The 12,660-nt window shown below is 37.3% G+C and carries 13 protein-coding genes; 9 read left to right on the forward strand and 4 right to left on the reverse strand.

The window, feature by feature from the left end:
• Positions 1-5: 5 nt before the first annotated feature.
• Both BM130_RS12945 and BM130_RS12950 read right to left on the reverse strand, forming a co-directional pair.
• Complete coding sequence (locus BM130_RS12945) at positions 6-2,069, reverse strand: M16 family metallopeptidase (RefSeq protein WP_029626733.1); 2,064 nt, start codon at positions 2,067-2,069, stop codon at positions 6-8.
• Positions 2,070-2,121: 52 nt separating this feature from the next.
• Positions 2,122-3,447 (reverse strand): M16 family metallopeptidase, encoded by a 1,326-nt coding sequence (locus BM130_RS12950; protein ID WP_010528751.1) that lies wholly within the window; start codon positions 3,445-3,447, stop codon positions 2,122-2,124.
• Positions 3,448-4,125: 678 nt separating this feature from the next.
• Here BM130_RS12950 and BM130_RS12955 point away from each other — a divergent pair.
• The 9 genes from BM130_RS12955 to BM130_RS12995 all read left to right on the forward strand — a co-directional run bounded on the left by BM130_RS12955 (position 4,126) and on the right by BM130_RS12995 (position 10,971).
• Positions 4,126-4,590 carry a DUF6452 family protein gene (locus BM130_RS12955; RefSeq protein ID WP_010528752.1) on the forward strand — a complete coding sequence of 155 codons (465 nt, stop codon included), beginning with the start codon at positions 4,126-4,128 and terminating at the stop codon, positions 4,588-4,590.
• Complete coding sequence (locus tag BM130_RS12960; protein ID WP_010528753.1) at positions 4,550-5,263, forward strand: DUF6048 family protein; 714 nt, start codon at positions 4,550-4,552, stop codon at positions 5,261-5,263. Before BM130_RS12955 ends, BM130_RS12960 begins: the two co-directional genes overlap by 41 nt.
• Positions 5,264-5,310: 47 nt before the next feature.
• Positions 5,311-5,898 (forward strand): LOG family protein, encoded by a 588-nt coding sequence (locus BM130_RS12965; protein WP_010528754.1) that lies wholly within the window; start codon positions 5,311-5,313, stop codon positions 5,896-5,898.
• A gap of 36 nt (positions 5,899-5,934) precedes the next feature.
• Entirely contained in the window at positions 5,935-7,131 is a 1,197-nt protein-coding gene (locus BM130_RS12970) for a DUF4271 domain-containing protein (RefSeq protein WP_081474958.1), read from the forward strand.
• A 50-nt stretch (positions 7,132-7,181) separates the two neighbouring features.
• Positions 7,182-7,928, forward strand: a complete 747-nt coding sequence (locus tag BM130_RS12975) for a uroporphyrinogen-III synthase (protein ID WP_010528756.1) — start codon at positions 7,182-7,184, stop codon at positions 7,926-7,928.
• Positions 7,929-8,208: 280 nt separating this feature from the next.
• Positions 8,209-8,625 carry a ribonuclease P protein component gene (gene rnpA / locus BM130_RS12980; protein ID WP_010528757.1) on the forward strand — a complete coding sequence of 139 codons (417 nt, stop codon included), beginning with the start codon at positions 8,209-8,211 and terminating at the stop codon, positions 8,623-8,625.
• Positions 8,626-8,641: 16 nt separating this feature from the next.
• The gene (gene yidD / locus BM130_RS12985) at positions 8,642-8,851 is read left to right on the forward strand and encodes a membrane protein insertion efficiency factor YidD (protein WP_010528758.1); all 210 of its coding nucleotides are present in this window, start codon (positions 8,642-8,644) and stop codon (positions 8,849-8,851) included.
• A 30-nt stretch (positions 8,852-8,881) separates the two neighbouring features.
• Positions 8,882-10,141: a glycosyltransferase family 4 protein gene (locus BM130_RS12990; RefSeq protein WP_010528759.1), complete on the forward strand. Its 1,260-nt coding sequence runs from the start codon at positions 8,882-8,884 to the stop codon at positions 10,139-10,141.
• An 83-nt stretch (positions 10,142-10,224) separates the two neighbouring features.
• On the forward strand, positions 10,225-10,971 hold the full coding sequence (locus BM130_RS12995) for a glycosyltransferase family 2 protein (protein ID WP_010528760.1): 747 nt from the start codon (positions 10,225-10,227) through the stop codon (positions 10,969-10,971).
• A gap of 56 nt (positions 10,972-11,027) precedes the next feature.
• Here BM130_RS12995 and BM130_RS13000 read toward each other — a convergent pair whose 3' ends face one another.
• Entirely contained in the window at positions 11,028-11,732 is a 705-nt protein-coding gene (locus BM130_RS13000; protein ID WP_010528761.1) for a hypothetical protein, read from the reverse strand.
• 146 nt (positions 11,733-11,878) lie between these two features.
• Positions 11,879-12,634 carry a succinate dehydrogenase/fumarate reductase iron-sulfur subunit gene (locus BM130_RS13005; RefSeq protein WP_010528762.1) on the reverse strand — a complete coding sequence of 252 codons (756 nt, stop codon included), beginning with the start codon at positions 12,632-12,634 and terminating at the stop codon, positions 11,879-11,881.
• Positions 12,635-12,660 lie beyond the last annotated feature (26 nt).

Raw genomic sequence — 12,660 nt, forward strand, 5'->3', positions numbered from 1 at the left:
ATTCATTACTTCACCTCAAACCGGCTATCGTCGATACCTGAATTTACCTCAATCGATTTAATCTCTATATCAAACATCTGCGGGCCAACGGTTTGTTTCATGGATGAAGGGAAAAGAATTCCATCAACATTTTCATATCCCATATAAATTGTAGAAACGGTTCCTTGCGGGGTTTGCATAACTTCCTTATGTTTCAATCCATCATCTACACCAAAAAACAAACTGGTTTTCAAGCCGGATGATTTAGTAACAACTACCTTATAAACATCAATACCGTTAAAAGATTCTACCCCTTCAACTTCAAGATTGCCATCACCCTGAAGATAACTTAGCTCAGGGAAAATATGTGCACTTTCTTTCATGTACTCCAGAGCTTTCCCTTCAACCATTTGTTCGCCCATAGGTGTCTTCATCTTCCCTTTTTCACCATCAAAAACCTGCATTGAAATCACATTGCCATTCATCAGTGTTTCCTGACACATTTTATTGGGTTTCTTTTGATAATAATTAATTTCAATAGGCATACCCTGCATTTCCATGCCCATCATCATTTTCAAATCATTCACTTTATCCAGTGCCTGCTTACCACCGATGGCATCAATGTAAGCAGAAAGAATCTGGGATGGCGTTACATCGGCACTTACAGCTTTCGTTTCTACCAGGTTACCATAGTAGTCATACTCTTCCACAGTATTAGAAGGACTAAATTTTTTCATTTTACTTTTAATGGCAGAGACATCACCTACGGCCAAAATAACAGCTCGGTCGGGCTTAAGATATTTCATAGCCATTTCGCGCACATCTTCCTTGGTCACTTTTTCTACTTTTTGCAAAAAAGTTTCATAATAATCCTTAGGAAGATTGTATCGTTCAATGTTAAGTGCAAAACGAGCCACTGTTTGCGGGTCTTCCAGCGACCGGCCAAAATCCCCTGCAATTACATTTTTGACCAGTTGTAATTCTTCATCGGTAACCAATTCGGTGCGCATGCGTTCCATTTCTTTAAGAATTTCGGTAATGGCACTGTCAGTAACAGATGTACGCACTTCTGCAGAAGCGGAAAAACGCCCAACACGCTCATCAGTTTCAAGTTGAGAATAAGCACCGTAAGTAAAAGCCTTATCTTCACGCAAGTTCTGAAACAAGCGGGCATTAAATGACCCTCCGCCCAAAATGGCATTCATCACACGAGCTTTAATGGCATCAGGATGTCCGGGTGTGAGCATAACTTCATGAGTGACCATTACCACTGATTGCTCAGCACCTTCTTTATTGGCAACAACAACTTTGGGCTCATTATAACAATTCGGATAAGGGAATAAATTTTGAGGCACGGGCGCATCTTTCCATTTTCCAAAATATTGTTTGGCCTGTTTTTTAGCTTCCTTAACAGATATATCCCCTACAATAACCAAATAAGCTTTCCCGGGACGGAAGTACGATTCATAATAATTCCGACAAAGATCAACAGTGACATTGTCCAGTGTTTCTTCGGTCATAATCTCAGCATAAGGGTCTTCTTTCCCATAAACCAAGACCCCTGCCACATTTTCGGCAATGGCCCGCGGTTCTTGTTTATTAGCTTGAATAGAGGTTTTATATTGAGTCACTAATTTATCCAGCTCTTCTTGCGGAAACGTCGGATTCAACAATACATCCGACATCACGGATAAGAGTTCATCACTATGTTTAGTCAACGAACGCCCATAAATACCTTTAGAATAAGTTTCTAAATAGGCACCAATGAAATCAACAGCCTCGTCAATTTCTGCTTTTGTTCGGTTAGTTGTTCCGGCACGCAGTAATTCACCGGCCAACTGAACATAACCGGCAGCATCCCCTTCACGGGGCAATGTAACATTCAGGGTAAGCGAATAAGAAACTACAGGAACTTTATGGTTTTCAACCACAATCACAGTGAGGCCATTGGGCAACTTAAAAGTTTTATAATCTCCTATTTGTACTTCAGGTGCAGGTCCGGGTTTGGGAGGAACTGAACGATCGATTTGGGCACTGACTCCCGAAATCATTAATGTTAATAATAGAATTAAAGAGAAATATCGTTTCATAATTTTCATTGTTTTTTATTTGACACAATCCAAGGTTAAGAAAGTATTTGAATTATTTTTTTGGCAAATAATAAAGCACCACACGATTATCTTTGGTAAAATATTTATTGGCCACACCCTTAATATCTTCACGCGTTACAGCCATATATTTATCAAGCTCTGTATTGATTAAGTTTGTATTCCCGAAATAGGTATAATATCTTGCCAAATTGTTAGCTCTTCTAGCGATACGGCTATTGCTGTTTATAAAATCATTTTCAAACTTATTGCGTAGCTTTTGAAATTCACGTTCGTCAATAAGCTGGGTTTTCACTTTGTCTATTTCATTAATCATAGCTTCCTCAAGTTCAGCAATGTCTTTACCCATATTAGGTAAAGCCAAAACGATGCTTACACTGGGATCTTTGTATGGAAGCGGGAAAGAGCCCACTTGCATTGCAATTTGTTGATTATCGACCAACGCTTTATATAATCTGGAACTATGACCATCCGACAGAAGCGTGCTCAGCATATCAATAGCATAATAATCATCGGTTCCCATAGCAGGTGTTCGATAAGCATGCAAAACAAGGGGAACCTGAATATTGTCAAAAATGGTATCTCTTATTTCTCCATTCAGTGGGGGCTCAACAACGTTAGGTCTGTAAATTTCTTCTTTTCCGGCAGGAATATCTCCAAAATATTTTTCAACCAACTGACGTGTCGTTTCCGGCTGAATATCTCCGGCAATAACCAGCACAGCATTATTGGGAACGTAAAATTGATTATAAAAATGTTGAAACTCCTCATCTTTGGCTGCTCTAATATGATCGGGGTCACCAATAGTTGTCCAACGATAGGGGTGAACTTTAAAAGCTCTTTTCATAACTTCTATAAGAAGCGAGCCATAAGGACGGTTGTCATAACTTTGCTTTTTCTCCTCTATCACCACTTTTTTCTGTGTGGCAATACCTATGCTATCCACTTTCGCATGAAGCATACGCTCAGATTCAAGCCATAATCCCATCTCCAACTGATTGGAAGGAAGTACTTCGTAGTAATAAGTTCGGTCGGCAGAAGTATTCGCATTTAGAGTTCCTCCTGCTTTTTCTACATATTTGGCATATTCGCCTCTAGGAATATTTTTTGTGCCTTCGAACATTAAATGCTCAAAGAAATGTGCAAAACCGGTTCGATTGGGTTGTTCATTCTTTGAGCCCACATGATACATTACACTTACAGATACTATCGGTGTAGAGTGGTCTTCGTGAAGAATAACATGTAATCCATTAGTAAGATCAAACTCTGTAAATTCAATTTTCTGTTGTTGGGCGAAGGCAAGGCTTCCTGACAACAGCAGTGTTAGTAAAATCAAATAACTTCTTTTTGTTCTTTTCATATTAGTCATTTTTAACAGTTAAGGTCTTATAGACAATTAAATTCCAACTGGAAAAATAATTAGCCGATTGAAACGAGCATGACAATGAGAGATTTTCACAAAAGAGAATGAATAAAACTCTTTGTCATGCGAGTTCCATCCGACCAATGATTTAAGTAAATTTTATACGGATGAAACGAGCATGGCGACTTTTGCCACAAAAGGACATGTATAAATTTTATTAAGCCATGCGAGTTCCATTCGGCCAATGAGTTAAATAAATTATATACGAATGAAATTTTAAAGTTCATTTGAATATAAATATAAAATTCGCGTGACCTATAAATTTGTAAAACTTCTTGTTGTAACAAATCTTGTTATTCATGATTGTTCATTCAACTTTCGGGGGAGGTAGTGATAAATTTTTCGGATAGTGCATTTTTTTTGCATTAAGGGTTATAATATTTTTCAGCGATAAAAAATAAAATATTAGTTTGAAACATAATAGCCCCTAACAAATCGGAGACCAAACACAACAAAACCCTGATTATATTAATGTTAGAAACAACGGCTTGACCCTGGTCAGTTTATACAATCGCCCGCAAATGAACATATAGGTGTACAAAAATGAACACTCAAAAACGACCACTTAAAAAACCACTTAATTTTCTACCTTTGTGCATTACAATCTAAATAATTATGAATTTAGTAAAATATACATTTTTAATTTCCATCTTGCTCTTAACAGCTATTGCGTGCAGTGACGATGAGGCTTGTCTTTCCAATCAGCACTCTGTTCAGGCACAATTGCTATCAGCATGGTGGGATACCGATGTCGACACAACATTAACAGAAGTTACCGTAATCGGTTTAGGCCAAGAAGATAGTGTTTACAATAATGAATCGGTTTCCGAATTGTTTTTACCTCTAAATTTTCATACCGACACCACGGTTTTTGTCATTTCAGCTAAAACCCTTAAAGATACCCTGCGTTTAGTGGCAAAAAGAGAGCTCGATTTTATCTCCAGAGAATGTGGCTACATCTTTTCCTTTGACTTGGATACCGTTATCCACACCAAGACCTTTATAGACTCTGTCTCTATTATTTATCCAAAAATCAAATATGGCGAAACTACCGAAAATATTCAGCTCTATATTTATTAGTTTTTTGCTTATCCAATCTACTGTAAACAGTCAAAATAAGGAAAGCAAGAATCTGTTATCCCGAGATTCAAACCCTCAAGGAATTACTTTAGGATTAAATTTGGAAGGGCCTATCGGTTATTTATTTGACAAAGATAAATCGGCCTTTTCAATGGTTACACACATCAATTTATCCTCAAACTGGTTTTTTAGAGGGGAAGCAGGATTTGAGAATTTAACCTTTTCGGATAGGCATGCAGAAGAAAGAAATTATCAATATCAGAGCAATGGCTCATTTCTTAAGGCAGGTCTTTTATATGATTTTTTTAATGTTGATGAACCGGGCAACAATGACAACATTTTCATAGGCCTAAGTTATGGATTTGCTTTACAAGAACATGGTAGCCAGAGCTTCTTAATAAAAAATGATTATTGGGGCGACTACCAAGCTTCGATGACAAATTATTTCCTCCAAACTCATTGGTTGGAACTCATCGCAGGTCCACGTACCGAAATAATGAAAAATTTATATATGGGATGGACATTAAATATCCGGGTAAAAGTATTTCAGGATAATTCAAAAGCACTCATCCCCTTTTCTATTCCAGGTTATGGAAGTGGTGATAAAAATATTAACCTGGGCTTTTCTTACATTATTGAATATTTTATACCATGGAATAAAAAAAGAAAATAGATCGAGAGTGAAACAAATAACCTGTAATTGAAGTAAGTTTAATACGAATGAAATCCCAACAGAACATAGCTGTTTTTTGTGCCTCGAGCCCTCAGGTACCAAAAAAATATTTTGATGCGTCCCGAAAAGCCACTGAAGTTCTCGTGAAATCGGGTTACGGAATAATCTATGGCGGCGGAGGTCAAGGCCTTATGGGCGCTGTAGCCAATGAAGCCTTGAAACATAATGGAACCATAACCGGCATCATACCACGTTTTATGGTCGAGGTCGAATGGCAGCACAAAGATGTTAAAGACATGATACTTGTAGAAACCATGCATCAACGAAAAGAGTTAATGGTTCAAAAAAGTTCGGGTATTTTAGTGCTTCCCGGTGGCATCGGAACTATGGAGGAGCTTTTTGAGGTATTATCACTTAAAAAGCTGGGAAAATATTCTTATCCGGCCATAATTCTCAACACTGATGGTTTCTATGATGGTTTGTTAACACTTTTTCAAAAAATGACACAAGAAAAATTTATGCGTCCCATTCACAATCAAATGTGGACAATAGTAGATGAACCAACGGATATTATTAAGGCACTTCAAAGTGCCACCCTATGGGGAAAGGATGCAATCAATTTTGCCGCACTTTAATAAAAGTTTTAATTTTGTACTTCAATTTCGAGGGTTATGAACAGCCAAAGCCACTTAGTTGAAAAATATTTAGTTACGACTAAGAATCAAGATAGTGCTGCACAAAAGAAAATGCACCCGGCTGTGATTGTGCCTGAAAAAATTGAGCTTAAATTACAAAAACCAACAATAAAGCTATTAGAGATACCTGACGACTCTTCGTTTCAGCAACGGCAACAAATTCATTTTGAGAGAAAAGCCAATGAACAAAAGCTTTCATTAGCATCCACTGACAATAGTGGTGAGTTGCCTTATTCAAATATTGAAGGACCAGATACATTGGACGCGGTATTAATACACAACTGGATATCCTCAGGATTCAGGCAAACTCTATGGGCCTCCGCATCCAATGATTCGGTATGTTTTATACCCTATAACTATTCTTCAAGAACTAATACAACCTTAAAAGATAGCGTTAAACATTCTAACAAGCCTTACAACAAATTAAATTTAACTGACAGTACATCATTCCTTCAAAGAACTGAGCGTGGAGCCACGCAAAGTTCGCTCAGTAAACAAAAAGAACCAATTACTCATCCATCGCACCACAATCTGGTAACCGAGCCTTGGTTCATCTCAGCCCTCATACTATTTGTAGCCATTACCGGTTTTATTCGTTTAAAATGGCAAGCATATTTAACCAAAATTTTCCAGGCTGTTACATTTTCCACTATTGCCACCAAATTGCAGACTTCATCAAGCAGTAAAGAAAAAGTGGCATCCTTTTTTCTTAATGTATTGTTTTATGGTAATTTTTCTTTGTTTTTATATGAGTATATGGTTTTTAAAAACCATTCCTATTTTCATTGGACGGGATGGAATTTATGGTTATTAATTGCCGCATTTTTAATGGCTATTTCTTTTTCAAAAACTATTGTTTACAAATTTATAGGATGGGTATTCCGAATTGAGAAACAAACCACCAACTATTTATTTCAAGCATCCGTAATGAACAAGGCTTATGGCGTTATACTTATGCCTCTAGTAGTGCTTTTCCCGTTTTTAAACCCCGAAGCCAGCCCAATCGTTTTAAAAATTGGATTGGCTGCTTTTGTTTTGATGTATTTCATTCAAATAGTCAGAGGAATTGGAGCAAATTTAAGAGATGCGCTTTCAGTTTATTACATTATTTTGTACCTTTGTGGCTTAGAAATATTACCCTTATCCATACTGTACAAGGTACTTATTCATTGACCTGATTACTGGAATGGTTTCTGGTTTTGTTGAACTAAAACTTAAGTAAATTGAAGATCAAAAAAATTCTGGTTTCACAGCCTAAACCGTCAACGCCAAAATCCCCTTACTTTGAATTGTCTGAAAAAAACAACGTTAAAATTGATTTCAGACCATTTATCCAAATTGAAGGGGTTTCTGCAAAAGAATTCCGACAACAAAAAATTAATATTCTTGAACACACGGCAGTGATCTTTACAAGCCGTACGGCAATAGACCACTTTTTCAGGATTTGTGAAGAAACGCGCGTGACGGTTCCTGATGATATGAAGTATTTTTGTATTTCTGAGGCCACTGCTTTTTATCTTCAGAAATACATTGTGTATAGAAAGCGGAAAATTTTTCACTCAACCGGTAAATTTCCTGATTTGGTGGAGGTAATCAAAAAACACAAACAAGAAAAATTTTTGGTACCTCTCTCTGATATCCATAAACAGGAAATTCCGGACCTGCTGACAAAAGCCAAGGTGAAATTTACCAAGGCTATCTTGTATAGAACAGTAAGTAGTGATTTGAGTGATTTGAAAGAGATCGATTATGATGTGCTGGTATTTTTTAGTCCTTCCGGTATTAAATCATTATTGCAGAATTTCCCGAACTTCAAACAAAATGACACGCTAATTGCTTCCTTTGGACCAGCCACCGCAAAAGCGGTTAAGGAAGCAGGCCTGCGACTGGACATTCAGGCGCCAATGCCTCAAGCACCATCAATGACTGCTGCGCTGGAAATGTACATTAAAAAATACAACAAAAAGTAGCAATAATTCCTGCCAATTAACGGCGGGAATTATTGCATTACAGTTAATCTTATTCTGAAAAGAATATTCATCGACAAAAAGGACCTCGTATATCTTCATAATTGGGGGGTTAATATCAATGATTAGCGAAAAAGCCCGCCGATCGCAACCCATTCAAACTTGTTGATTAGGGGCCTTTTCTTGCTTTACAATATTCATATAAAAGCAGGCACTTTGTTCTTAACCTTAATGCATATTTTTATGTCATGAAAGGCTGTGAATTATTGAACCAGTTACCAATATGCATCAATCAGGATTCACGTTCGGAAAGTCAGAAAAGCTCTGTCGCCGAAAAATAATTGACCAATTATTTGGAAAAGGCAATTCTTTTCTGGCTTTTCCTTTAAAGGTACAATTTTTGTTCACAGAACTTCCTGAAGATGTCCCGGCTCAGGTAATGTTTTCAGTATCAAAACGTCGTTTTAAAAGGGCCGTAAAACGTAATTTATTGAAACGACGCATGAGAGAAGCCTTCCGGCTAAACAAACATCAATTGCACGAATGTGCCCAAAGCAAATCACTTCAAATGGCTATTGCATTCATTTACATTGGGGACAGCATACTCGACTACCATACTATTGAAAAAGGAATGAAAAAAGCCTTGATTAAACTAACAGATGAAATGAAAAAAAATGACACTATTCAGAGCCGTGATTAAGGCATTGAAAAAAACTATGGTTTTCTTATTAATAATTCCTATCAAAATATATCAATGGACCATTTCCCCAATGATTGGTCCTTCCTGCCGATATACGCCTACCTGTTCAACTTATTCTATTCAAGCCTTGAAGAAACATGGTCCGATTAAAGGATTATGGTTAGCCATAAAACGCATTTTATCATGTAACCCATGGGGTGGTAGCGGATATGATCCGGTGCCATGAACAGAAATTCATTTATTAAAACTCATCTGTGTGAAAGTACTGCATATAAATAAATTTGATTCCACAGGAGGTGCTGCTCTGGCAGCAGTAAGATTACTTCAAGCACAACGAGCCTATGGCATTGATGCCCACATGCTCGTTTTACAAAAACAAAGCGATTCGCAGTATATTACTCCCATATTCAAGAGTATAAAAGGCCAGATTTTTCAGAATCTGAAGTTTATTAGTGAAATATTGTGGTTTACCAGATATGAGAAAGACCGACAAAATCGATTTACTTTTTCTCCCGCCCGTTTTGGATTTAATCTTCACAAGCATCCTTTGGTAAAAAATGCCGATATTTTACATATTCATTGGATAAATCAAGGCTTCATTTCCCTGCCAGGTTTACAAAAGCTAACAACATTAGGAAAACCTATTGTCTGGACTTTACATGATTTATGGCCGGTTACCGGCGGATGCCATTATCCGGGAAATTGTGATAACTTCACTTCGGGCTGTGGCCATTGTCCTTTACTTAAAAAGCCAGGAAAAAATGATTTATCTGCTATCCAAAATAAAAGAAAAGAAGACATTTATTCTAAAGGAACAATAGCTTTTGTGGGCTGTAGTCAATGGATAAAAAATGAAGCAGAAAAAAATTCTCTTACCAAACTACTCAATCCACCCTTTTATCAAATATTTAACCCAATAGATTTAAATCTCTATTGTCCTGCACCCAAAGATGAAGTAAGACGACGGCTTGGGCTTCCCCGCGACAAAAATCTTTTATTATTAGGGGCAGCCAACATTTTTGATCCGAGAAAAGGAACTCAATATTTAATTAAAGCACTAAAAAATTTAGCAACTCAACATCCGAAACTATTAAAAGAGATAGAATTAATTACCTTCGGGAAAAACACTAATATATTTCAGGAAAAGTTAGCATTTCCCATTCATGATTTAGGCCTTGTAAAGGACGAAGTAAAAATGGCTCAACTATACCAGGCATCGGATCTATTTATTTTGTCATCCTTACAAGATAATTTACCTAATACGGTTGTGGAATCTCTGGCTTGTGGGACACCCGTTGTTGCTTTTAATATAGGAGGTGTCCCCGAAATGATTCACCATAAAAATAACGGCTATTTAGCTCAATCAGGACAATGGGATAAATTAAGTGAAGGCATTCTGTATGTCTTAAAAAACCATGAACAACTAAGTACCAATGCCCGAAAATTTGCAAAAAATAATTTTGCCCCTCATATTATTGCCCGGAAATACAATGAAATTTATCGGTCATTCCATTAATGCGCAAGGCAATAAACTTATTCTTTTTGAATACGAAAAACAAAACGTACTGTTCATCATTATGAAATTAAAAATAGTCTTTGATGCATAAACCCAGCATATCCATAATAACGGTAGTATATAACGCAGCCACATCAATTGAATATACTATCCAGGCAGTATTGGCTCTTACATATCCCAATAAAGAATATATTATAATTGATGGAGGTAGCACCGATGGTACAGTCGACATCATAAAACGGTACGAAAGGCATATATCAAAATGGGTGAGTGGTCCGGATGCCGGCTTGTATGATGCCATGAACAAAGGATTAGAAATGTCAACGGGCGATTTTGTTTGGTTTATTAATGCCGGGGATGCTCCCGCATCCCCCGATATTCTTGAAAGGGTCTTCACCGGCAACTCATACGCCGATATTTATTATGGAGATACCATGATTATTGATGAGAATGGAAAGAAAATAGGTAGACGACGCCTCTCACCTCCCTCTGCACTGAAATGGAAAGACTTCCGAAAGGGAATGCTTGTTAGCCATCAATCATTTATTGCTTCACGGAAAGTAGTGAAAAAATACGATTTAAGATATAAATTTTCTTCTGACTTTGACTGGTGCCTATATGCACTAAAAAATGCCTCAAAAGTCCAAAATACTCATCTAATTTTATCTCTTTTTCGTGATGGCGGAATAACTAAAAAGAACATTATTCCGGGCTTGAAAGAGCGTTTTCAAATTATGGTAAAAAATTATGGGTTGATATCCACATTACTAGCTCATCTAACAATTACACCAAAATTCTTTTGGTTTTGGATAAAACACAAACGATTTTAATAAAGCAAAACATAGACCAATACTCTGACGCTTGCCAAAAGTTTTTACAGAGCCAGTTAATTATTCTTCTTTGTTATTTCAGAAGGTCTATAGATATATACTACCCCATATTCAGAAGCTTTTTCTCTCTTTTGATCCGGTTCCAAATCCCCAAAAAATGCCTCAACTTCGTTCCATATCTTGACAATAAGAGAATCGGCAATTTCTCTTTCGGCAGCCACTTTCTTCTGCATTTTTTGGGAGGTTTTAACCAGATCTTTGTGTATGTTATAGTTTTCTAAAAATTTTTCAAAATGCACTTTCACCATGGCTATAGTCGGATTGAAAACCCTTGATCCTCCTTGCCCCATTCTTTTCTCTTCTCCTTGAATTACTTTTTCGCCCCAATGGATAAGTTGTTGTTCGGTATTAATTTCCGGAAGGTTTTTATCGGTTTCATTCAACCCATAAAAAGTTCTAACATTAGGCTTTAATTCACCCCTTGCGATAGCCATATTCACAACTTGAAGGAAATGTGAAAGGTACATTCGGGCAATGCGGAAATGCTCCGAAAGCAACTTCCCAAATTTTGATTGACGTTCTTTACTAAATTGATATTGACGGATAGCTTGTTCAAATTGTGGAACAAAAACCTTGACCTCGAATAATAATTTTTGGGAAAAAGCCAACTCTAAGGGACTAATTTGCGCCCCTTTACTTTGAGCAGTCTTTAAAGCTCTTAACCTAGCCTGATCTGTATTGGGAAGTCGTCGGTATGGCATGGTTTCATCTTTTCCTGCGGCATGAATATAGCAAAAAGTTTAACCAATTACAATACAAACAGATAATCTTATAATAAACAATACAAAAAACAAACCCCGGAGTCTTAAACGATCCGGGGTTATATAATTTTCAAATTCAATAACTATTATTCTTTAAGCTTAGCTTTAAGAAATTCACGATTCAATCGTGCAATATTGGCTAATGAAATTCCCTTAGGACACTCCACTTCACAAGCGCCAGTATTGGTGCAATTTCCAAAGCCCAATTCATCCATTTTGGCTACCATATTCCGAGCCCGCCGAGCTGCCTCAACGCGTCCCTGGGGCAATAGGGCAAGATGGCTAACCTTAGCTGAAACAAATAACATGGCAGAACCATTTTTACATGCAGCAACACAGGCTCCACAACCAATACAAGAAGCAGCATCCATGGCTTCATCAGCTGCTTCCTTGGGAATAGGAATAGCATTAGCGTCAGGAACCCCACCTGTACTAACAGAAATATACCCACCAGCAGCAATAATTTTATCAAAAGCGCTGCGATCAACAATAAGGTCCTTAATTATTGGGAAACCAGCAGAGCGCCACGGTTCTACAGTGATTGTTTCTCCATCCTTGAACTTACGCATATGCAACTGGCAGGTGGTAACACGGTCGTCGGGTCCATGAGGGCGACCATTTATATAAAGCGAACACATACCACAAATCCCCTCCCGACAATCGTGATCAAATGCAACAGGTTCTTTCCCTTCGCTAATTAATTGTTCATTAAGAATGTCCATCATCTCCAAAAAGGAGCTATCAGTAGATATGTTTTTGAGCTCATACGTTTCGAACCGACCTTTAGCTTTAGGACCGGCTTGACGCCAAACTCTAAGTTTAATATTAATCGTTTTTTCCATGACAAAATACTCCAATTAATTTAACA

The organism is Thermophagus xiamenensis (assembly GCF_900112795.1).
GTDB classification, from domain to species: domain Bacteria; phylum Bacteroidota; class Bacteroidia; order Bacteroidales; family Marinilabiliaceae; genus Thermophagus; species Thermophagus xiamenensis.